This is a genomic window from Polaromonas sp. 39-63-25 (genome assembly GCF_002278925.1).
Classification (GTDB): domain Bacteria; phylum Pseudomonadota; class Gammaproteobacteria; order Burkholderiales; family Burkholderiaceae_C; genus Polaromonas.
On the sequence record NZ_NCJH01000034.1, the window covers coordinates 1 to 20,715 of the forward strand.

The window sequence follows — 20,715 nt, forward strand, 5'->3', positions numbered from 1 at the left end:
GCCTCTCTTGAAATCTGAGTGGGTAAGCTAACGCCAATTTGATCAACCTGGACGAGTGAATTGATGACTGCCAAGCTGTTTGAGGCTGCCCTGGGGATTGCACCGCCGTGGACGGTGGCATCGGTTGAATTCGACGAGGCGGCCAAGATGCTGACCGTGCTGATCGACTTCAAGGCGGGTAGCCGCTTTGAGGTCTCGAGCCACGAGGGCGCGCATCCGGTGCATGACACCGTGACCAAGAGCTACCGGCACCTGAACTTCTTCCAGCATGAGTGCCATCTGCAAGTGCGCACGCCGCGCGTGAAGCTGCCCAATGGCTCGGTGCGGCTGGTTGAGCCTGACTTTGCCGGGCGCCTGAACGGCTTTACGCTGCTGTTCGAAGCGTTCATCCTGATGCTGGCGCGCCAGATGCCGTTTGCCGCCGTGGCGCGCATCGTGGGCGAGTCGCCTCATCGGGTGCTGGCGGTGTGCCAGAAGTACGTGGAGATGGCCTGCGGCCTGGCCGACTACTCGGATGTCACGGCACTGGCTATTGACGAGACCTCGCGTGCCAGGGGCCACAGCTACGTGACCTTGGCCGCTGACGCCGAAGCCAGGCGCGTACTGTTCGTCACCGAGGGGCGTGACGCCAAGACCATTGAACAACTGGCTCAATACCTGGATGACCATGGCTGCCCTGCTGAGAGCATCACCTCAGCAAGCATCGACATGTCGCCGGCCTTCATCGCCGGGGTCACCCGGCATCTGCCCAATGCCCGTATCACCTTTGACAAGTTCCACGTCATCGGCCACGCCAGCACGGCCGTAGACAAGATGCGTCGCATCGAGCAGCGCACCGACAAGTCCCTCAAGGGCATGCGCTGGACTTTGCTCAAGGACACGGCCAAGCTCAAGCCCGAGGCGGCTTCCGATCTGGACGCGCTGATCGCCAAGATGACTGTCAAGCGCACTGCTCGCGCCTGGGTCTACAAGGAGCAGCTGCGCGAAATCCTTGATCGCAAACAGATCAATGTCGTGCGCTCCATGCTGGAGCATTGGTGCACCTGTGTCATGCGCTCCAAGGTCGATCCGATGAAGGACGTGGCCAGGATGATTCGCTCTCATCTGGAAGGCATCGTCGCCTGGGCGCAGACACGCCAGACCAATGGGTTTCTGGAAGCCATCAACGGCCTGTTCCAGGCCGCCAAGCGCCGCGCCCGCGGTTTCACCCGCATCGCCACGATCAAAACTGTCATCTTCTTGATCGCCGGCAAACTCGACTTCAGCGTGATCAACCCTCATGCTGGGCAACCCACTTGAAATTCAACAGAGCCAACCACACCTAACCGAGCCAGCACGTCCACGTAATGTGGTGAAGCTACTCCATCTGGCGCATCATGGGGGTGTTGACACTTGACACTGTGGTGCAACCCATTAATCGAGGGCCACTCCTTGATGCCGCATTGGAAATTTGGCTTCGCATCAGTACCATGATCGCACCACGGACACCGAGAAAGATTTAAATATCCACTTCTGGATCTTTTGGTTCGAATTCCGTGAACGCCAAAAATTCCTTCCAACGGTGCTTTAACTAGGTCAAGAATGGCTTTTTGTCGATCGGTAAGCAGCATAGCTGACCTCACTTTTTGGAGGGCGAAGCTTTGCCGCCCGCAACCTCGAAATTGTCGACCTGCTCTTGGCGCCAGTTCCCAGCTGTGCGTAACTCGTCCTGTTGATTAATGTGGCTATAGTTCTGGCGAATCATCTCCTCGCTGTTATTGAGTACTGCCGCAGCAGCACCGTAGCGGCTCGAGTCCTGTTTGAGAATACCGGTGGCAAACAAGTGCCGAAAGACGTTTGAACCGATACCGACCCCGAAATAGCGCGCAGTGATGCTGTAAATCAACGTGTAGAGATCGGCGTAACTGAGCCCATGCCGATCCAACTCCTTTCTTCGGCGTGCCTTGCCTCTGGCACACGGAATGAATAGGACTTTGCTCAGCAACGGATCGCGAAGATTTTGACGCTCCACGGTCCAATATTCGTCCAGCAATCGGGAAGTCTCCGGCGAATAGGGACGGTGAATGTTCTTGGCGTGGCGGGAATGATGATTTTTAAGTGCGCTTTTGGAAATTTCCACAGTCCAAAGTCCAGATTTTTCGTCACGAAAAATGGTTTTTCCAACTTCCAGTTCGATGACATTCCGGGCGCGCAACGGAACTTCCATCTGCGTTGACACAATTACTAGATTCCGAAAAGCCGTGGCATGGGACATCTTCTGCACACGCGGAGGCAAGTCCACCCTCATCCGTTTCGCAAGTTCCAGGAACAAGCCGTAGGGATCTTTGTCTTCAAACACTTGCCTTAAAGGCTCGCCGGGATCCCGAGATGTCCCATCGATAGCTCGAGCGAGCTGGCGTTTGAGACGTAGTAACTTTTGATGAATATCGTTGAGTAAATCTTCCCAAGATTTTCCCTCTGGGTTAAGCGATACAAAAAACGCAGAATGCTGCGGATGTGCATTGAAGAAAGAACTCGGAGAGTTCACCCAGGAACTCAGTACGCTCAGCATATTGATGGCGTGGATTGAATACTTGTTTTCGGCATTCCTCGCGCGAAGAAAGTCGAAATAGTCGAGCAGCAGGTTGGTATCAAAAAGATTTGCTATTTCGATCTCGTCGATGGTCATTCCTTTTCCATGAGTGGCGCGTTCATCGCGAGTCAACAGCGATGACGGCGTCGTGGCGTTTGTCTGAGGCAAACAAAGAAAGCCGAAAAAATAGAGAAGGACACCTTCGACTTTTAACACCGTGGCCGACTTTGCCCAATATTCACCCGGCTTCTTGGTGAATATGAGATCTCCGATACGCACAGTGGCTTGAGTCCGCCATGCAACTATCTGGAGCCACACGCTTAAGAGTAAGGGAGGGAACTGCTTGAGCTTATAGGGTCTAGCCGTCTGAACTGCCAGGTTCTCCCGGTAAGAAATCGGTAAGCCACTGCCGAGCATGATGGGCTGAGCCTGTTTAAAGGCGCGACTTGTCAGAGTCCCTATCTCAAGATCAAGCGCCTGCTCGATATGCGATATCAGGGGAAACGCCCTTTTTTTCTGGGGGTGTATGCTGCCAGCGGCATATCTCATAAGCGTGCTGCGTACAAATTTTGAATAGCCAAAATTCGCCTCCAGCTTGATAGCCAGACTATGAGGGGTGTGACTAATTCGTTGCAGAGCCACACAAAATGCCTCTTTGAAATCCAGTGGTAGGTCACTGTTTCTCTTGACCTTGTCGAATGTACGTTTCAGTTCCCGGACTGCCGACCGAATATTATTTGCCGCATTGCTTCGCCCGCGGGCCTTCGCTATTTCGTCAGTGACCTGCGTCAAAAGACCTTCAAAATCATCCCTTCCCAGAGTCGTGCAGGCTAGTGACTCAAGTGTTTCGTCGAAATAGCGACACCAAGTGCGCACGAGGGAACGCCAATTTCTGAATGAGCTGCTGCCGGGTGACCACCCCCTTAGGTCCGCCACTATCTCGACGAGTTGGGCATAAGTTGGCTGAGTCAACCTTGCGGTGTCGACGTATTGGCGTGCATCGGTCAATTCCACTGGGAGCGAATTGGCGTCACCCGGTGGGACAGGCTTGGTCAGACTTTTCTTCATGATTTTTCTCCACGGGTCGTAAAACGACCAGGTTTAAAAACGGAAAAATCACAGGACGAGTCGATCCATGGCGAACATCATGCACGCTTGACGGAATCCATTGGAAAAGGGAAAATCAAATCGAATACTCTGAAAAAGATTCAATTTGGACGAAGCCTCATGTTTGTACCTTGGGGCTTTTTCCTTTTCTGCCTGTGATCTAGGTTATGCGAATGGTTTTTCTCCTGGTTAGTTCTGACTGGCGCAAGCCATCCTGAAGTCCCCACCTCTTGCGAAAGTGTCCTGGCATTCAGCGTCCGTTCTTAGACGCTGCTCCCAGGCCTTTCTGGCAAGCCTGGCTTCTCAGAAGTTTCACGGGCGTCCGGATGCCCAGGAAATAGTCAGAACTGCGGGCGCTGCAGCCCGAATTTCGCGTTCAATTGCCGTTCGTTTTGAATGGTCACATCACCCCCCCCCAATCCGCCTTTAGAGTCAGCAGTGTTATCCACAAAAGTGCACAAAACGGGGCTTGACCTCCCGGATCGCCGGGATGTACATTGAACGCTGTCTAAAGCGGCACCTGGTTTTGCGGTGTCTGGATGGGCCGGGCGATGTGGTAGTTGCCCGGCCTTATCCATGTGGGCGAGATGCCCTGGCAGAGGACTTGAATATTGGAGTGTTTGGTGTACGTACTACTTCATTCCGAGCTCCCTTGCAATCTGATAGCTCTGTCCCCTGAGACATTTGCGCTCACCTCCCAAGACCACATAGACAAGTCGGGGACTGAACCCTCGTGCTCGCGCCCATTCGGCCACGGTGACCCCTTCCGAACGAAATTCGGATATGGTCAGAAAGGCTTGGGGCCCTGCGCGCTCGCCAGCGCCGTTATGGATTGGTATGGAAAATTGCTTCACGGCCGAGTTGCCTTACAACATGACTCGGAATCTGCCGTTTGTATGCGGCTCGCGCAAGGGCGTTCTTAATCTCAACTCCGCCCTTGACAAACCGAAAACTATCCGACTGGGACAGAGTACAGACGCAGCTCTGGATGGGGTCTCTGATGCAAGAAAGCGGCATTCAGCGCCCCGAACATATTGCGGAGTACTTGGCATCGAAGCTTCAGTTGGATCGCCACGATTTCACGAGCTTCAAGTTGTACGCCCGTGGCAAACAGCATGCCGGCAGGGGTCGCGGACCCAACGCTTACGGAGAGTGGGTTGAGCTTGCTGCTAGGGTGTGGCCCGCTACGTGGGCGTGGTTCATGAACCCCCTGTATTTCCTCCAGCAAAACAAGGAGCTCACATTCGACGACCTCTTGGCCTGCGCGAGAAGTCTTCCACAGATCTTCCGCGAGAACCTAGTGCCACCGGCCCATGCACATAGCCCGTTGGCTCTATGCGTTAGCCATCTACCGAGGGATCTGCTATACGCGCTTACAGACCCGGTAAATCCGTGGTCGCTTGGCGCACTCGCCTGCGCGATGCGGCGCGCTGAACTGGCAGGTGATCCTGGCACCATGCGATGGGCTGGGGTCGGGATTTTGTGGGCAATTGATTATTTTTTGGAGGCCACCCATTTAGCGATGCATCTGCCGCTAAAGGAACTCCGCGGGCTCGTTACGACAGACCTTAACAACACAATTTATCCGGGCCAGTTTGTGATGCGTGCGCCTGTCACCTCTGAGGATGTTCACCGATTTGATCGAGAGCGACAAAGGTTTGTAGACTACTTTGCAGAAGGCGAGTTCGGGTCTTGGGAGCCTGGCACCACTCTTCCTTGGATCGAGAAGGGATGCTAGTATTCGTTCAATTTTCTGTATGAAAATGCAGTTAAGACGTCAAGGCCTCAACGGCGCCTTCTTTGAATCATGGGGCCAGGAGTTCAGCATGAGCAAGAACAGCAAGCAAACCTCGCCCCGCGTTGCCTCCGTCGCCGGCAAGGCGTTAGGCAGCTCGTCGTCCAGCACAGTTCAAAAGTCGCTGGCCGGCTCCGCACTGCGTCAGGCTGGCAGTTCAGCACAGACCGGTGCCCAGACTGAAGGTCGGGCATCCCGGGCCTTGGACAACCCCAGCTCGGCACCTCTGACCAAAACTTTAGCTGGTAGCCTTGTATCTCAGTCCAACAAACAGCGGTAGTTTCGAGCCAATGCTCAAAGATGACCTCGTTTTCGACGCCGACGAGCATGTAAGCGAGCAAATCGATATTATTATTTCGGATTCACTGCTCTGTCCTCGATTTCAGACTATAGGTGGCACTCACTATTACCCGTGCGAATCAGTTGTAGCGGTAGGTCAGGTGAAGTCATCAATGACGTCCGAAAAGACGTTTATGGCGGCGCTATCCAATCTTGAATCTGTGAAAAATCTCGATCGATCTGGAGGCGGACGTGCAGTCGACGAATTGACGGGCGAGCCAATCGACCCGCTTACGAACCATCGGCACCAGATGTTCACCTTTGTCCTTGTGACGGGACGATCCTTATCGCGTGAGAATGCAACCACTGCACTGATGAATTTCATTCTCAAGCGAGATGCGCATCTGTGGCCAAATGTCATCTTGGCGCTGGACCAATATTTACTCACTTATTGCTGTGACGCAGGGGTTTGCCCAAATCCCTTGGATGCTCGTGGAATCGCATCGCAGGCAGCGGAAGAAACTCAAGATTTGGTAATGCGCTTCTACCTGCTTCTTGCAAGCGTCATCGAAGTCACGGCGGTATCGCGCCTCCCATACCATTCTTATCTTAGACGCATGGGTGATTGGACCGCCAAGGTATATCACTCCAGTGTGGAGGACGACCCACCGCCATTCTTGAGTTCAATTGTGCGATGAATTGAAATGCCATGAATGACCTAATGCTGACGGGTTAGGCGCCCTCCCCCCCAAACACTCCCTTGGATGGCGTCGCAGCGTCAAGTCGAGGGACTATCAAGTCCGCTGCCAACACCAATTGATGCAGGGCCTCCAGGGTATCCATTTCAAGGCTCCGCATGGCATCGACACTGCTAATCTGGCCTGCCAGGTACAGGTCCAGGATCTGCAGGCGCTCATAGTCCGGGCTGCCAAATTCCCGGCCAACCGGTGCAACATCCAGCCAAGCTTGTTCCTCAGCAGACCGACTCCATGGCGATTTACCGAGGAAGTGGTTATGAAGTAGCTTGTAAATCCGACGCTTATTGTTTCGGGTGCTCACGATGACCTCTCAAAGTTCAACCGGTTGAACTTACAAGCTAAACGCTTGGCCAGGCTCAATTTTGAGCGATTACCCATATGCGATGCTCAGTACCGTCCCTTTAAGGACTGCGTCACGGTGAATTTTGGAAAAATCGGCCCTCTTCGAATTTTATTCATCAGATCCCAATACATGGCCTTGGCCAGTTCGTCATCGCAGTCTGGCGGATACCGATATCTGTAAACGATCTCTTCCCCGGCCGGGAAGTGATGAGACCGCATGAACTCTTCCTTTAGGTAGCGATGAATCGCTAAACGAATGTCATTGAGAAATTCGGCGATCGTGCTCGCGTGATACGCAAAGACGTTGTCGAAGAGCCATTCATAGATACTGTCAAGTGAGCGGTACGCGTCGTCTTCCGAGATGGGCGCATTGCTTCGTTCGTAAATTCGGACGATCTTCTTTATATCTGCATGCAGTCGCGAGAAGTTGTGCTTCCCAATATTGCCCGAGATCTTCAAAAGTTCGAATCTGCTGGCACGGACATCTGCTTCGATAGAGATTTCGCCCAACCACATGTCGGGGATAACGGCTTCGAAATCCAGCCAAGCTGTGAATCTGCTTACGGCATCGCGTAGTTCTTCAACATCCTGTCCCAGCTGCGGCTGACTGCACACAGTGGAAAGAAACGTCAGATAGGAGCGGTCGCCGGCGCTGGTGCCCTGCGGCGCTTCGAGGCCAAACGGAGCAGGCCCGGATCGCGATTGAGGAACGGACAGAAAGTCGACAAGCAGGATGTTGAAGATCCTTCGGGACGCGTAATCGCTAAATGTCAGGTTCGTTTCGTGCCGTTTCTCGAATTTCTCGAAAACGGCATAGTTCACCATATCGTCAATCTGCGAAAGCACTGCGAGCAATGCGATTGATTCCCGCACAACCGGAGCAACGCCGGAGCCTGCTTGTTTCATCGTTGAATCACCGTATTGGCGCCATGAGGTTCAAGATTTATGCAACTGCTGATAATCATTGACCACCATTCCGCTAAACGCAGACCACCACGCTGGTGGTGACCACCGAATGTCGCCTTTGGAGAAGAGGCAACTACCGCTAAGGGCCCAAAGCGGTCAAACGCTGGCGACCTCCGCCAACTCGATCAATCGGGCTGCGGCTTCCTTCTTGCCCAAGCCTCGCAAGGCCGCGATCGACGCAAACTGGCTGGCCCGGGGCCGGGTTTTGCCGTTCTCCCACTTGTAGACGGATTGATCAGATACACCCAGCAGAAGGGCCACTTCCGAGGCCGACAGGCCCAGCCGCTTTCTTTGCGCTTGCAGGCCGCTGGCGCTGAACCGGAAGGCGCCCCCAGGCTGCTCGACTGGGGCGGCCGGCGCTGTTTTGGCAGCAGCCTTGCCCAGGCGAGCGACGAGTTGCTCGAGGGCGGTGATTCGGCGTTTCAAGGCGGCAATGTCCGAGCGGTAGTGGGCGGACGCCTTCTTCAGCTGTTGGGTGTCGGCCCGGGCTTCCTTGCGGGCCACACGGGAGATTTCTGTTTTCAGGATGGTAGCGATATTGGGCATGACTTCTGTTTGGTATCCACGGAAGTTCCATCATAAATCGCTGAGCCAGCCTGGCTTGGTGGGCAGATGGCTGCTGTGAGGCTCAGCTGCAAGCTGCTGTCGGCTGTGTCTACAGCCTCGGCGATGTGTGCGCTAGGACTGCTGGCAAGCCACAGGACTGAGCCACAACGCTGCGGCCTCTGCAGGGGGCAGCGCTCGAAGGTGTGAATCGCGCCAGAGCTCCATCGCTACTTCTTCCAGTTGCGCAGGCTCCACCGTGTGCCAGCGGTCGTGCAATCGCTCGGCACACCTGGTAACCCATTGGGAAGGGGAAAGCTCGTCCATGGTGTTTATGATACTGTACATAAATACAGTTGTCCAGTAGGATGGCTGGCCCATGAGACCTGACAGAGACGACCCCATGCAAGCATTTAATACCCAGCAGCAGCGCGCGCCGGTAGTACCGTTCACCCTGCCGCCCAACATCCGGCGGTACCCACCCTGGCCATTTCCAGCCGCCCGGGTCAGGCGTCCCTCCAGCGATGTCGCTGCCAATGCAAGAAAGGTCATTGCGACCACGGCGCGAGCGTTCCTGGTGCACCTTTCATGAGGGCCGGCGCTTTACGACTTCCATCGCGGCTTCTTGACCGCAGGGTGTGGCGTGACCTGCTGGTTTCGGTTTTGGCACTGGGCATTTCCGCGGTTGCGGTTGCGGTTGCGGCCGTATTGGACGGCAAGGTGGTGGCCGTGAGCGACGGTGAAGGGTCATTTGGCGCCATAAGCGCGTTTATGCGCCCGTGCGGAAGAAATTCACCTGCCGCCAAAAGTCCGGCCTCGGCAAATTGACGAGAATATGTCCAAACAGGCATAATTGAGGCAATGTCGAAGCAAGCCCGTAAACCCCTCAAATGGGTCAGTTCCGCCAAGCGGGACCTCGATGCGATGCCCGACGATGTCAAGGATGTTTTTGGCCATGCCATCGACCTGGCCCAGGCCGGCGGCAAGCACCAGGATGCCAAGGTCATGACGGGTTTCGGTTCGGCCGGCGTGCTGGAGGTGGTCGAGGACCACCAGGGCGACACCTATCGGGCCGTCTACACCGTCAAGTTCGCCGGCTGGGTCTATGTCCTGCACTGCTTCCAGAAGAAGTCCAAAAGCGGCATCGCGACGCCGAAACCGGACATGGATTTGATCAACATCCGCCTGAAGGCCGCGAAGCGGGATTTCGAAGCCTGGCAGGCACAGCAAGGAGCACGCAAATGAATGAGCACAACGAAATCACCATCGAAGAAGGCAGCACCAATGTCTACGCCGACCTGGGTTACACCGACGCGGCCGAGATGCAGCGCAAGTCCCAGCTCGCCGGCGAGATTGCCCGTGCGATCAAGGCGCGCCGCCTGACGCAGGAAGACGCAGCTACGCTGCTGGGCATCGATCAGTCCAAGGTGTCACGTATCACCCGCGGCCAGTTCCGCGGCGTCAGCGAGGCCAAGCTGCTCGAACTGGTGGCCCGGCTGGGCCACGACGTGAAGATCGTGGTCGGCCCCGTGCGGCGGCGCGCCGGCAAAATCGAGCTGCAGTTTGCTTGAGCCCACCTTGTCCTCTGTGAAGGCTTGATGGCGTACTCGAATTTTCCCGCTATTTTTTTTCGACTCCCCCCCGACATCCCGCCCAAGAAGCCATCATCATGAAGATCACCCGACAACTCGACGAGGCACCCCGCACGGCGTTAACTTGGGAAGCACTTTGGCAAGGTCCCGATAAAGGCATCATCGCCTGCTGGGAGCGCGGCCTGGAGAAGCGCCAAGAGACCCCTTCGATGGCCGTACGCGCTCTTGCGGGAGAACTGCCTGTGTTGCCGTGGAAGGGGGGAGTTGACAAGCCGATCAAGGGCGAGAAGTTCGGCACCCACTTCTATCTCGCCATGTGGCAGGGGTTACGCGGTGAAAAGCTAGAGATCGACACAAATAGAGAGGTGACCATCGTGTGCTCGAAAACTAATGTACCGGTTACCTACACTTCGGACCAGAACAAGTACGCCAACGCTGTCTAAGGAAAACACATGCTAAACATCTATCAGCGGCAAGCAGCCTCGTTCCGAAACGAACTGCGAACTTCTTGTGGCGCACTTGTGGGCATAGTTCAGGGATTGATGGCAGATGAACAACTCAACAATCAAGAGATAAGGTTCTTGCACGGGTGGCTGAAGGAGGCCCAAGCCCTGACCCTTACTTGGCCATGCACGGTTATCTGCGCTCAGGTGTCAGCTATCCTTGAGGACGGCATCATCACGGAGGAGGAGCGTGATCACCTCGCAGAGACTCTCCGACAGTTGGTTGGGGGGAAATTGGATGAGGTTGCGGATGCAGGCTATGTCAGCAAATTACCGCTCGACCGCGTGGACACTGTCGAAGTCTCTGGAAAGATGTTCTGCTTCACCGGAGATTTTGTGTTTGGACCCCGAAAGAACTGCGAAAAAGCCGTAGAACTGCGCGGCGGCTCCATCGGAGGGGTCACGAAGAAACTTCACTGTTTGGTCGTCGGTGGCCTTGGTAGTCCAGAATGGAAGCATGGCAGCTTCGGCGCCAAAATCGAGAGAGCTATTCAGCACAAACAGGCAGGTGTTCCGCTCTTGATCGTTCACGAGGACGTCTGGGCCGGGTCATTGCATGGATGATTCTGCGTTTTATCTTCAACTTATTCTCGAGCCCACGCGGCAACGCACCACCGAAGCAGGCTCACTTGCCAATTCTGCGTAGTAAAAACTCCCTCGGCAACGCCTGTTTCTGCTGCCATAGCCCATCGTGGCGTAATCGCACTGAACCGTCTGCAATTCTGGGAGACTGACAAACCGGGCCATGTAATGCGTTTGAGTTCCTTCAAAAACCAGGGAGGCTGACTGCAACGATCACCAGAGTTCTTCAATCCGGATACCGCGCTGGCCCCAGGAGGGCCAGAAGAAGAGATTTTTCTGGAGTGAGGTAGTAGCTATGTTTAGCACAAGTCTCAAGGATCAGGACCTGACCAAGTAATATGAGGTTTTTGGAGGCGAGATGGAACGCAATACCGTTGCCACACCCATTGAGGACCTGAAAGAGCACGACCTGATCACGAACGGTCATGAACTGGGCCTGCTCCGTGTGAAGTCGATTGAGCCACCATCAGGCAATTCAACCCTGTACAAGGTCGAGGTCGTCGGACTTGATGCGACTGACCTGTCCAAGCACATCACCATGACCTTTTACCAAGGATCGACTGTGCAGGTCCAGCAAGGAGGGGCAGTCACCAGGCTGCATTGAACTGCGAGGATCATGGCCCGCGCCGTGCCGGCGCGGTGCCTATTTCTCCTGTCTGATTACAACTCGCGAAGTGACTGATTTAGTACTGTGAGAGTGAACCACTTCGGCTAACAGATGGCCGTCAATTGCAAATTTCTCAAAATCAGGTGATTGGTCCGTAACTCCGGTCCAAATGCCGCCTGCTTTCAGCTCATGCGGGATCGGTTGACCTGGACTAGGATTATTGGCAATGAACGAGGCCTGAGGTTTTTCCCGCAAGCGAGCAAACCATGTTGGATACCCCCGCCATCGATGCCGTCGCTGTCTTCGAACGATTGGCTAATTTCAGCGCACCGGGACATTAAGGCCTGCTGTCAAGATCTGTTGCTGCAGTGCTTGCAGGCTGTCGACGCCAAGCATGCGCATGGCATCTTCGCGGTTCATCTTCCCTGCAGCATAGAGATCCAGGACTTGAAGGCGCTCATCGTCCTGCCGAAACCAACAAGAGCGAGCAGTTCAACGGCTTTGCCCAGTGGTCATTTTTTGGGGGAGAGGGAATCATTGCCGAGAACATCCGGCACGAGCAGCGCAAGGGGATCAAGTACAACCACCTGGTGGCCAATATGATCATTCTGCACAACGTGGTGGGCATGACGAGGGTGCTGCAGGAGCTTCGCGACGAGGGAACCGAGATCAGGCTGGAGATCCTGGCGGGCCTGGCACCGTTCCGCACAGCGCACATCAACCGGTTCGGGGACTACACGCTGGATTTCCGCCGCAAGATCGGCCCTTTGAACTTCGACGCCACCATCATCCCAATGGACTCATAGGGTATTTGGCGCTGAGCTGAGCTACACGAACGCGAACGCAGCGCTTGTTGCAGCGCTTCACCGGTGGTTCAACACAGCTGTCCGACCACGGCAAGGATGCGATGGTGGATCATGCAGATCTCACTGGTCATGGTGAGATGAAGAAGCCTGACGCAATCTCAGATCCGCATTACCTTCGCTCTCAAGCCTGCCTCCAACATGACTCCCACGAGCACCCCAATCCCTGCGTTCCAGACCGACACGGCTGCGGTAGTGAGCAGCACGGCTCGAGCTTCCTTGTCTCGAGCACTGCCAGCCGTTCCAATAGTGAGTGAAAAGCCGGCCACGAAGAGCATCGCACCCAAGGTACCGGCGGGCAGCAGATTCAACAGCGCGGTGAGTTGACCGCTGGCGAACAGGCCGGCCAACAACAGCACCAAGCCCAGGAAGATGGGCGCGCGGCCGGTGCGGGCGCCGCAGGCCACTTGCGCGGCCATGCCTCCGGCGCCAAAGCACATAGGTGGTGCGCCAAGGCCGCCAGCCAGCAAGTTCATGAGGCCAGTGCCGCGTGCGGCGCGGTTCTCGTCCAGCGCCACGGCAGGGAACAGGCGGCGTGTTTCGGCAACGATACCGAGAATGGCGTTGCCGAAGGTCAGCGGTATCTGTGCGGCGGCCAGGCTGATGGCGGCGAGCCAGACGCCGGATTGGTCGAATGCTGGCCACTGTAGCTCGGGCAGGTGCAGCGCCCACGGTGTGTCGGCCAGCGCATGCAAAATTTCGGGCTGTCGCCACGCGCCTACCGCCCAACCGGCGGCCATGAGCACCGGCATGGTGAGCCAGCCACTCCGGCCCAGCAACACCAGCGCCAGCGCCACCGACACCGCGCCCAGCACCGCGTCGCCTTCGATGCGGCGCAGCCCGGCCACGATGAGCGCGATGCCCAGGCCGAGCACCACGCCGTGGATCACATCGCGCGACACGTGGCGGGCCAGCCAGCGCGCCAGCCCGCTCCAGGCGGCGATCAACCAGAACACGCCCGTAATCAGCGCGGCCAGCGCGAGCACCGCCGGCATGTTCTGCCCACCCGGCACCGCGCTGGCCAGCGCCGCTGCGCCCAGAGCTTTCATGGGTTGCACCGGAAAAGGAACGCCAAAGCGCCAGCCCACGACGATCATGCTCAGCCCGAACGCCAGCAAGATCGAGGTGGGGTGCACGCCCGTCACAACAATGAAGCCGACCAGAAATGGCAGCAAGGTACCCAGGTCGCCGAGCGCGCCGCCAAGGTCGCCGCGCCAAGTGGCACCGGAGAGTTCGTGTGGAACGGACAGGATTTCGATGGTCTCGGGGGACGTTTTCATGCGGACGATTTTCGTTCATCGCCGCCGTCGTGAGCCTGTGAACACAGCGCCCCGTTACAGCGCATCAACTTTCAAGGCGGGGCGGCCGGACGTTTACCAAAATCTCATTAAATCAAAGAGTTAGTGGCATTTCTGCTGATTTTTACATGAATCCCTACCGACCCTCAATTCCAGATGGCGGCCGGAAGCGCCAATGTAAACCATAGGTGACGCTGCGGAAAGTACCTGGCGCCCGTCAGATTGCTGCAGCTAAAGCCTTTTGACTATAGGATGCCGGCGCAGAGCGGCGCTCACTTCTTCAAGGGCTGGCGAAGGCTTGGCGGCTCGCTTCGGGGTATGAGCGGGCTATCGCTATCCGTCATATTACCTGCAGCTCCTGCAGCACCTTGGCCGGCGGCAGGCCAAGGCCCAACGCGCGGTCATAGTCCACCTGGATTTTGATCTGCGGTGTCAGCACCTGTTTTTCCACTTCCAGGTCCACCACGGGGCTTGATCAGACCTTCCCTAATTCGTTTTGGCCACCGGGTAGCTGATGCCGCAAAAAAATGGGATACACCATTGAACTCCGGCTAGGGCGCCAGCACTACCTAGCCCCCTATACAGCGCGCCGAAAACATCTGTAGAACTTCTCGCAGCCTCGTTCGACGCCGAATCTGGCAATGATCAGAAAGATGCGACTGAAAGCGAAATTCGTCCGAATCTCATTGGGAGGTAGCCGCGAAGACGAAATGTGCCGGTCCTAATATAAGAAGGTGCCAGAGGGAAATGAGTGGCAATCAAGAACTGGCAACAACAACAAAGAACTGGCACAACAACCAACACAATATTTTTTTATATTTTTATTGTCATGAATACTTTTAGTCCGTGCCCTCTTGCCTCTCAGAAAAACTGGCACGAGATCTGGCAAGCCTCGTTTCATTGGGAGCTTCTCAACCCGTTGCCAGTTATCGCTTGACCTTGAAGCGACGCTCCCACAGCGTTCTATGGAAAATTTCTAAAGGAGGTTTTCTATTATTCATTACAAATTTTTTGAAAATGTAATGAAGAGGCGCGTCAAAAATAGAATGGCAAAACGCTGCAATGGGCGCTCCGATTTGTAAAAGATGAGCGACCAGATACTTGAGAATAAATGAAAGAAAATATGCGGCCTCCATCGCGGCTTCTTCACAGACTTCGCTATTTTGGAGGTCGCTGAGCTGAAGAAGCTATCTCGATAAATGGGATGACTCAAAACTCATTATTCACCCTGAAAATACGGCCGCGTTTCAAGCAACCTGTAATGACAGAAGGTCAGAAATCCCCACCGCCGCCATGCGCCAGGCTCTCGAACTTGGTGATGCGGTTGATGAAGGCCAGCTTGACGGTGCCGGTCGGGCCGTTCCGCTGTTTACTGATGATGACCTCGGCCACACCCGGCTCCTTGCAGGCGTCTTTGGTGTAGTACTCGTCGCGGTAGATGAACATGATGATGTCGGCATCCTGCTCGATCGCGCCGGACTCGCGCAAGTCGCTCATCATGGGGCGTTTGTCGGTGCGCGACTCGACGCCGCGGCTCAGCTGTGACAACGCAATCACCGGGCACTGCAGCTCCTTGGCCAGCATCTTCAGGCCGCGCGAGATCTCGCCGACGGCGGTGGCACGGTTTTCCTCGGCCATGCCGCTGGACACGCTCATGAGCTGCAGGTAATCGACTACGATCAGGCCGAGCTTGCCGCACTGCCGGGCCAGGCGCCGGGCGTTGGCGCGCAGTTCGCTCACCGTCAGGCCCGGCGTTTCGTCGATGTGCAGCGAGATGTTGCGCAGCTTTTCGATGGCTTCGGTCAGGCGCGGCCACTCTTCGTCTGTCAGCGCGCCGGTGCGCAAATGGGTCTGGTCGATACGGCCGATCGAGCCGACGATGCGCACCGCGAGCTGGGACGCTCCCATCTCCATCGAAAACACTGCAACTGGAAGCTTTTCGTTTAAAGCCACATGCTCAGCGATGTTGATTGCCATGCTGGTCTTTCCCATACTGGGCCTTGCAGCAAGAATGATCAGGTCGCCGGCCTGAAAACCCGAGGTCATCTTGTCGAGGTCGTAAAACCCGGAAGGCGTGCCGGTCACATCGTTCGGGTTTTCCGACATTTCGGTGACGCGGTCCAGCAGGCTCACCACCAGGGTGTCCATGCTCTGGAAGCCCTGCTTCATGCGCGAGCCCTGCTCGCCGATCTTGAAGATCTTCTGCTCGGCATCGTCCAGGATCATGGCCACGGCCTTGCCCTGCGGGTTGAAGGCATGGGTGGCAATTTCGTCGCTGGCGGCCACCAGCTTGCGCAGGATGGAGCGCTCGCGCACGATCTCGGCATACCTGCGGATGTTGCCCGCGCTGGGCACGTACTGGGCCAGCGAGTTCAGGTAACCCAGGCCGCCGATGTCCTCGGCCTTGCCTTGGTTCTGCAGGTGTTCGTAGACCGTGATCACGTCGGCCGGCTTGGTGGCGTTGATCAGGGCGCCGACGGCCGCGTAGATCAGTTTGTGTTCGTAGCGGTAGAAGTCCTCGTCGACCAGCAGGTCGCCGACCCGGTCCCAGGCGCCGTTGTCCAGCAGCAGTCCGCCCAGTACGCTGGATTCACCCTCCACTGAGTGAGGAGGGATGCGTAACGCGGCGATTTCGTCGATCTGTGGGACTTTCATGGGCGTCTCCAGCGTTTCCCCGATTATTCAGCCTTCAGGCGCAGGGACTCCATCCGTTTCAGCCCAGCCCTCGCGACCACCTCCGGAACCTCGAGCGTGTCCAGCCAGAGCCGGATCACGGAATTGCGGATAACAGCCGGGCCTTGGGCCACGTGTGGCCCGCCGGCGGCCGGCTGCGCGCTCCCCGCGGACTTTCGTAGCCGCTTCAGTGCCTGGCTGACCGCGTAGTAGACAGAGGTGGGGTCCATCGGCGGAAGGGCCTGGGGCTCGACACCTGGCTTGGGCGCGGCTGCCCGTCGCGCAACAAAGAGCGGTTCAAGCCAGTCAGGCTGGTGCTGGCCAGCGTCGCCGCCCGGTGGCCTGCCTGAACGCTTGGCGAAGAGCGCTGCCCGTGCGCAGACCCACATGAGGACGAGCTCAGCCATGGGCTGTGAGATTTCAAGCTGCCTTCCCACGAGCTGGTCGGACAACATGACTTCGAGGAGCAGGGTTTGGGAATTCGATTCAGGATGCGCGACCTGTTGTAGCGAGAGCGGCTTGTTGTCGGCGCGCCGCAGGTCCACCCCTCGAAGCGCGATCAGCTCCGAAGTAGTTATTCCGGTATCCACCAGGACGGCGAGCATGGCCCGGTCCCGGACGTGCCACCAGTCGTTCTCGTTTTTGACCTTGATGATCGTGGACAGCGTTTTCGCCTTGCGCAACCGTTTAAAGACGGCAGGCTCAAGGACCTGAGACAGCCGGTCGACCTCGGAAATGGACGGTCGTTTCTCGTCTGGCACGTCCAACGTGGGGTTGTTGGCGAGTTTTCCCGAAGCCACCGCCCGGTGGTAGACGCCCCGCAGGATCCGCCAGTACCGTTGGCGGGTGTAGGAGGACATGTGTGTGGCGCTGAGTGCTTTGCGGCGCCCCGCGCGTTCAGGAGCCGGGCCGCCCAGGAACTGCTGGATGGTGGCAGCTGTAGCCGTGCTCCAAGTCTGCCCGTTCTCTCCGAGCCACCAGCACCATGCGTCCCACAAGGTGCGGTAGGCAATTTTGGAGGAAGCGTTGAGCTCGTCCCCCATGCTATCGGTCCAGTCTTTGTAAGGGTCGGCGCCGGCAGGCAAGTCCGCGGCGGTACGGGGCTGGGGCGTCGTCGTGATCATTTGGGATGGAGCACCACGTGGGTGCAGTGAAGTTCGGGGGCCATGATCAAGTCGGAATAAGTGAAGTGCCCACAAAACGGGCACCGTTCCACGTTCCGGTCGGGCGCGGAGGTGAGCGGGGCACCGGTGGGGCTCGTGCGGGCGGCTGTCCGCGCCTGGCTCACGTAGGTGCGCCACTTCTCCGGCAGGGAGCAGTTCTCAGGCGCCGCGGCAAAAAGCGGGCCCATCACGTCGTCGGTTACACCGGGAAGATCCGTACCCACGGCAGTCACAAAGAAGTTTTTCTCAGGGTTGGCGGCGGCGAACTGCAGGAACTCGGTGACAGAGGATGCGATGCGGGCCAGCGGCAGCGCGGATTTGTGCCTGTCGGTGGTTGGAATGGCGTAGGCGCTTCCAGTCAAACCCTTGGAGGCCCCGTAGGCGGCGCGGAAGTTCACCCGGGCCACTCGCGCGGCGCCCTTGGCGTGACTGCCGCCTTCATCGGAGGCAAATACCCAGATCCATTGCCCGGTTGGAACGCTGGAGGGCGGGTGAAACTTGAATGTCATGTGCAGGGGCCTGTTTTTTGTCGGAATGGGGAGCGAAGGGATTGGGGCACGCGTCAAATCACGATCTGGCCAATGCCATCTGCGATGCGCTGAATCATGGGACGGACGTACTTGTCCGACAAGCGCATGCCGGCGTGCAGCGTCATGGACGCTCTGGCCAACTCGCCAAGGCAGTCCCAGACCTGCTGAGCGTCGGCCACGCGGCCCTGGACGCGCAATTTGTCCCCTTGGACGAGGTTCGAATCGCAAAGCAGCAGGATCAGCACGGCCAGTTGATCGGGCGTAGGGCGCAGGAAGTGCAACCAGTAGGGCCAGAAGGCGTGAGCGGCACGCATGAACGTGAAAACCTCCGGAATCTGGTGGACCTCCCGCGAGTCACCTTCCCAACCGGCGAAGACGAGGTCCAGGCGCTGCATCGCGCCGATGCACTTGTCCTGCGTGTCGGACAGGCGCATCAGGCGATCAACGAAGGCGCCAACGGCACCGGCCTCGATCTCCTCTCGCTGGATGACAAAATCAATCGGCGCGGCGTTCAATGCGAGCGCGGGCATGGTCGGTACAGGATAGAGGCTCCGGTCAAGAATCCACTCGGTGGGCTGGCTAAGTGTGCCGCGAGTTTTGCGTTTTTCAGCCAGCGCTACAGAGGCGTTTTGACTTGAAAGCATCATGCGCATGAAATCGACCAGGCTGTTAGGGGCAAGCCCTAAGGTCATGTTGTGAACACTATTGCGGGAAGGGCGGGGGTTTTGAAGATTCATATATTCAATCTACACGGTGGAAAACCGCTGTCAAGTCCCCTTTTCCTCCCCCTTTTTGGTGACATGTTGCTCCGAATCCGTGTGACCCCGGCCTCGCCGGCACGGCCTATGTTTCAGGGGGAATGAAGGGGGAAAAGAGGTCGGCCAAAGGGGGATGTACCCGGAATTGTTCAATTTCCATTGTGTATATTCAATATGACCTGCTAAGTATTTGCAGCGGAGTGTTGGGTTTTCTAGGGGCTAGAAAGTCCACAACAAATGGCAGTTTTGGGGGTGTTTTGCTCCATTCGTATTGAATAGAGTCCACAACCGGGCGGGCTGCGCAGGGCTCACGACTCCTCGCCGGGAAAAGTGCCGGCAGGCAGTTGGCCAGGCTCGCGCTGTCTGGTTCAGTGCCTGCCTTTGCTGCCGGCCCGGCGGTGACCATTGCGATTTGACAGAGGGAGTTGCAGCAGTACCATCGAACTAATGAACGCAACTTCTTCAACTATCAACCGCTGTGCGAAAGGGAGCCACTAATGTCTCTTGGAACCAAAGGCGCGGTCGCGGGCGCACTCTACGTTCGGGCCAAACAAGAAAGCGCCAGTCACGACGACGCCCTGACTGAACTGCAGATGCTGGATTTCAAGGCAATCAAGAAACTCACCCACAGACGTTCGGCCAAGGAAGCACTGGGGGAACTCATGAAGGAGGTTCTGGACGAACGACGAGGAAGGAAACCTGTGCGGTTGAGCGATCCGAAGAACAGTGAACTTCGCAACGATGAGTACGTCGAAATTTTCGCCAGGATTGTCGCAAAAGCTGCCGAGCACATTCGCGTGCCCCGAGGCATGACGCTTCTAATCACGGATGAAGAAAAGCAGGAATTCAAGGCGCTTCGCGGCCTTAAATAGGGTTTTCAGTATGTTTGATGGATTTTCCTGGGGCGCCGCCTACGCAATCAATAGCAATCAGAAGGAATTCGAGAAAGAGGCGCGAAGGCTTCGACTGCGAATCGCAGAAAACGACGAACGAGGCGAAGTCGAACGTCTCTTGCAGCAGGGCATGTACAAAACCATGAACGCCCTCATCGAAGAGATCCGTGAGATTGACGAGGGCAGGCTAGCCCCCGACCTGGCCCGTCTCACCTCCAAGACAACCGGCGAATATCGGTTCCATAGGTTTCGGGAAGAAGCGAGTGGTGCATGCTTTCGCATGTCCAAGGGAGAGTTCGAGCTTCAATATAACTGTCGTACTGATCCGCAAGAATCGCTGCCAACGACCATGCATGGCAGCGCGTTGTTAACAAAACGTGTAAAAGCCAAGCGCAAACCCGACAGTACGCTTCCCTACTGGATAGTCCCACCGAAGTGAATGACGACCAGCTTTATCTGGTCTCGTTCCGAAACAGTCGTCTTTCTACTCACGGGAGATAAAAGTCGCTTTGGTCACGATTGCGTGCATTTGCTACGAACCCACAGTAGAATCCGCTAACTCACTCCCAAGCCTCGGCCTTGGAGCGTTTGCGGATCAAGTGTCCGCCTGCAACCACAGGTCATGACCGCCCCCGGCGAATCGTGGCCCCCTTGAAGCTTTCGCGCCAGAGTTTTCCGGCCATCGATGCGCTCAAGGTGATTTCTTTCCAACCTTCTGCCCAGGACGACCACGGTCGGCCGCCGGCGTGACGTGCTCAACGTAGCCCCGTCAACGACCCCCTGCCCCTTCTAGGGGTCGTGCCGGGATACGGGTCAAAATGATACTTAAGCCAAAAACGACTTAAGAACTCACTTCTTATGCGATTTGTTCGCATATACAGCGCCGTCAGT

20 protein-coding genes and 1 pseudogene are annotated in these 20,715 nt (G+C 56.8%); 10 read left to right on the forward strand and 11 right to left on the reverse strand.

Annotated features, from left to right (window positions below; all coding sequences use genetic code 11):
* The first annotated feature begins 63 nt into the window (after window positions 1–63).
* Window positions 64–1,299 (forward strand): ISL3 family transposase, encoded by a 1,236-nt coding sequence (locus tag B7X65_RS23085; RefSeq protein ID WP_293596578.1) that lies wholly within the window; start codon window positions 64–66, stop codon window positions 1,297–1,299.
* A gap of 319 nt (window positions 1,300–1,618) precedes the next feature.
* Here B7X65_RS23085 and B7X65_RS23090 read toward each other — a convergent pair whose 3' ends face one another.
* Both B7X65_RS23090 and B7X65_RS23095 read right to left on the reverse strand, forming a co-directional pair.
* On the reverse strand, window positions 1,619–3,640 hold the full coding sequence (locus B7X65_RS23090; protein WP_293596579.1) for a hypothetical protein: 2,022 nt from the start codon (window positions 3,638–3,640) through the stop codon (window positions 1,619–1,621).
* 671 nt (window positions 3,641–4,311) lie between these two features.
* Window positions 4,312–4,533, reverse strand: a complete 222-nt coding sequence (locus B7X65_RS23095; protein WP_293596580.1) for a DNA-binding protein — start codon at window positions 4,531–4,533, stop codon at window positions 4,312–4,314.
* 1,231 nt (window positions 4,534–5,764) lie between these two features.
* Between B7X65_RS23095 and B7X65_RS23100 the strand changes: the two genes are divergently transcribed.
* The gene (locus tag B7X65_RS23100; RefSeq protein WP_293602216.1) at window positions 5,765–6,451 is read left to right on the forward strand and encodes a DUF6602 domain-containing protein; all 687 of its coding nucleotides are present in this window, start codon (window positions 5,765–5,767) and stop codon (window positions 6,449–6,451) included.
* A 34-nt stretch (window positions 6,452–6,485) separates the two neighbouring features.
* Here B7X65_RS23100 and B7X65_RS23105 read toward each other — a convergent pair whose 3' ends face one another.
* The 3 genes from B7X65_RS23105 to B7X65_RS23115 all read right to left on the reverse strand — a co-directional run bounded on the left by B7X65_RS23105 (window position 6,486) and on the right by B7X65_RS23115 (window position 8,365).
* Window positions 6,486–6,812, reverse strand: coding sequence for a hypothetical protein (locus B7X65_RS23105; RefSeq protein WP_293596582.1), 327 nt, complete (start codon window positions 6,810–6,812; stop codon window positions 6,486–6,488).
* A gap of 86 nt (window positions 6,813–6,898) precedes the next feature.
* Window positions 6,899–7,759, reverse strand: a complete 861-nt coding sequence (locus B7X65_RS23110; RefSeq protein WP_293596583.1) for a hypothetical protein — start codon at window positions 7,757–7,759, stop codon at window positions 6,899–6,901.
* 156 nt (window positions 7,760–7,915) lie between these two features.
* Window positions 7,916–8,365: a helix-turn-helix transcriptional regulator gene (locus tag B7X65_RS23115; RefSeq protein ID WP_293596584.1), complete on the reverse strand. Its 450-nt coding sequence runs from the start codon at window positions 8,363–8,365 to the stop codon at window positions 7,916–7,918.
* Window positions 8,366–9,223: 858 nt separating this feature from the next.
* Here B7X65_RS23115 and B7X65_RS23120 point away from each other — a divergent pair.
* The 6 genes and pseudogenes from B7X65_RS23120 to B7X65_RS23145 all read left to right on the forward strand — a co-directional run.
* A complete protein-coding gene (locus tag B7X65_RS23120) occupies window positions 9,224–9,607 on the forward strand; it encodes a type II toxin-antitoxin system RelE/ParE family toxin (RefSeq protein WP_123787472.1) in 384 nt (127 codons plus the stop codon).
* Entirely contained in the window at window positions 9,604–9,933 is a 330-nt protein-coding gene (locus tag B7X65_RS23125) for a helix-turn-helix domain-containing protein (protein WP_096665073.1), read from the forward strand. The genes B7X65_RS23120 and B7X65_RS23125 overlap by 4 nt, the downstream gene beginning before the upstream one ends.
* Window positions 9,934–10,031: 98 nt before the next feature.
* On the forward strand, window positions 10,032–10,397 hold the full coding sequence (locus B7X65_RS23130; RefSeq protein WP_096665075.1) for a hypothetical protein: 366 nt from the start codon (window positions 10,032–10,034) through the stop codon (window positions 10,395–10,397).
* 9 nt (window positions 10,398–10,406) lie between these two features.
* Window positions 10,407–11,021 (forward strand): BRCT domain-containing protein, encoded by a 615-nt coding sequence (locus B7X65_RS23135; RefSeq protein ID WP_293596585.1) that lies wholly within the window; start codon window positions 10,407–10,409, stop codon window positions 11,019–11,021.
* A gap of 376 nt (window positions 11,022–11,397) precedes the next feature.
* On the forward strand, window positions 11,398–11,643 hold the full coding sequence (locus tag B7X65_RS23140; protein ID WP_293596586.1) for a hypothetical protein: 246 nt from the start codon (window positions 11,398–11,400) through the stop codon (window positions 11,641–11,643).
* 476 nt (window positions 11,644–12,119) lie between these two features.
* A pseudogene (locus B7X65_RS23145) lies at window positions 12,120–12,452 on the forward strand (Tn3 family transposase); the annotation flags it as partial.
* Between the two features lie 158 nt (window positions 12,453–12,610).
* Here B7X65_RS23145 and B7X65_RS23150 read toward each other — a convergent pair.
* From B7X65_RS23150 to B7X65_RS23175, 6 genes are all read right to left on the reverse strand, one after another.
* On the reverse strand, window positions 12,611–13,789 hold the full coding sequence (locus B7X65_RS23150) for a molybdate transporter family protein (RefSeq protein ID WP_293596587.1): 1,179 nt from the start codon (window positions 13,787–13,789) through the stop codon (window positions 12,611–12,613).
* Window positions 13,790–14,147: 358 nt separating this feature from the next.
* Window positions 14,148–14,273 carry a hypothetical protein gene (locus B7X65_RS23155; protein WP_293596588.1) on the reverse strand — a complete coding sequence of 42 codons (126 nt, stop codon included), beginning with the start codon at window positions 14,271–14,273 and terminating at the stop codon, window positions 14,148–14,150.
* Between the two features lie 806 nt (window positions 14,274–15,079).
* Window positions 15,080–16,462: a replicative DNA helicase gene (dnaB, locus tag B7X65_RS23160; RefSeq protein ID WP_293596589.1), complete on the reverse strand. Its 1,383-nt coding sequence runs from the start codon at window positions 16,460–16,462 to the stop codon at window positions 15,080–15,082.
* 23 nt (window positions 16,463–16,485) lie between these two features.
* Window positions 16,486–17,604, reverse strand: a complete 1,119-nt coding sequence (locus tag B7X65_RS23165) for a hypothetical protein (RefSeq protein ID WP_293596590.1) — start codon at window positions 17,602–17,604, stop codon at window positions 16,486–16,488.
* Complete coding sequence (locus B7X65_RS23170) at window positions 17,601–18,152, reverse strand: hypothetical protein (protein WP_293596591.1); 552 nt, start codon at window positions 18,150–18,152, stop codon at window positions 17,601–17,603. Before B7X65_RS23170 ends, B7X65_RS23165 begins: the two co-directional genes overlap by 4 nt.
* A 53-nt stretch (window positions 18,153–18,205) precedes the next feature.
* On the reverse strand, window positions 18,206–18,910 hold the full coding sequence (locus B7X65_RS23175; protein WP_293596592.1) for a hypothetical protein: 705 nt from the start codon (window positions 18,908–18,910) through the stop codon (window positions 18,206–18,208).
* A 518-nt stretch (window positions 18,911–19,428) separates the two neighbouring features.
* On the opposite strand from B7X65_RS23175, the gene B7X65_RS23180 reads away from it, so the two are divergent.
* Entirely contained in the window at window positions 19,429–19,803 is a 375-nt protein-coding gene (locus tag B7X65_RS23180; protein WP_096670387.1) for a hypothetical protein, read from the forward strand.
* Window positions 19,804–19,813: 10 nt separating this feature from the next.
* Window positions 19,814–20,263, forward strand: coding sequence for a hypothetical protein (locus tag B7X65_RS23185; protein ID WP_293596593.1), 450 nt, complete (start codon window positions 19,814–19,816; stop codon window positions 20,261–20,263).
* Window positions 20,264–20,715: the final 452 nt, after the last annotated feature.

What these genes read in the sequence shown, in the direction of transcription:
- B7X65_RS23125 (WP_096665073.1), top strand. Translation starts at nt 9,604, where the DNA reads ATGAATGAGCACAACGAAATCACCATCGAAGAAGGCAGCACCAATGTC.
- dnaB (WP_293596589.1), bottom strand. Translation starts at nt 16,462, where the DNA reads ATGAAAGTCCCACAGATCGACGAAATCGCCGCGTTACGCATCCCTCCT.
- B7X65_RS23085 (WP_293596578.1), top strand. Translation starts at nt 64, where the DNA reads ATGACTGCCAAGCTGTTTGAGGCTGCCCTGGGGATTGCACCGCCGTGG.
- B7X65_RS23100 (WP_293602216.1), top strand. Translation starts at nt 5,765, where the DNA reads ATGCTCAAAGATGACCTCGTTTTCGACGCCGACGAGCATGTAAGCGAG.
- B7X65_RS23165 (WP_293596590.1), bottom strand. Translation starts at nt 17,604, where the DNA reads ATGATCACGACGACGCCCCAGCCCCGTACCGCCGCGGACTTGCCTGCC.
- B7X65_RS23170 (WP_293596591.1), bottom strand. Translation starts at nt 18,152, where the DNA reads ATGACATTCAAGTTTCACCCGCCCTCCAGCGTTCCAACCGGGCAATGG.
- B7X65_RS23180 (WP_096670387.1), top strand. Translation starts at nt 19,429, where the DNA reads ATGTCTCTTGGAACCAAAGGCGCGGTCGCGGGCGCACTCTACGTTCGG.
- B7X65_RS23090 (WP_293596579.1), bottom strand. Translation starts at nt 3,640, where the DNA reads ATGAAGAAAAGTCTGACCAAGCCTGTCCCACCGGGTGACGCCAATTCG.
- B7X65_RS23140 (WP_293596586.1), top strand. Translation starts at nt 11,398, where the DNA reads ATGGAACGCAATACCGTTGCCACACCCATTGAGGACCTGAAAGAGCAC.
- B7X65_RS23115 (WP_293596584.1), bottom strand. Translation starts at nt 8,365, where the DNA reads ATGCCCAATATCGCTACCATCCTGAAAACAGAAATCTCCCGTGTGGCC.
- B7X65_RS23150 (WP_293596587.1), bottom strand. Translation starts at nt 13,789, where the DNA reads ATGAAAACGTCCCCCGAGACCATCGAAATCCTGTCCGTTCCACACGAA.
- B7X65_RS23130 (WP_096665075.1), top strand. Translation starts at nt 10,032, where the DNA reads ATGAAGATCACCCGACAACTCGACGAGGCACCCCGCACGGCGTTAACT.
- B7X65_RS23185 (WP_293596593.1), top strand. Translation starts at nt 19,814, where the DNA reads ATGTTTGATGGATTTTCCTGGGGCGCCGCCTACGCAATCAATAGCAAT.
- B7X65_RS23175 (WP_293596592.1), bottom strand. Translation starts at nt 18,910, where the DNA reads ATGAATCTTCAAAACCCCCGCCCTTCCCGCAATAGTGTTCACAACATG.
- B7X65_RS23120 (WP_123787472.1), top strand. Translation starts at nt 9,224, where the DNA reads ATGTCGAAGCAAGCCCGTAAACCCCTCAAATGGGTCAGTTCCGCCAAG.
- B7X65_RS23135 (WP_293596585.1), top strand. Translation starts at nt 10,407, where the DNA reads ATGCTAAACATCTATCAGCGGCAAGCAGCCTCGTTCCGAAACGAACTG.
- B7X65_RS23110 (WP_293596583.1), bottom strand. Translation starts at nt 7,759, where the DNA reads ATGAAACAAGCAGGCTCCGGCGTTGCTCCGGTTGTGCGGGAATCAATC.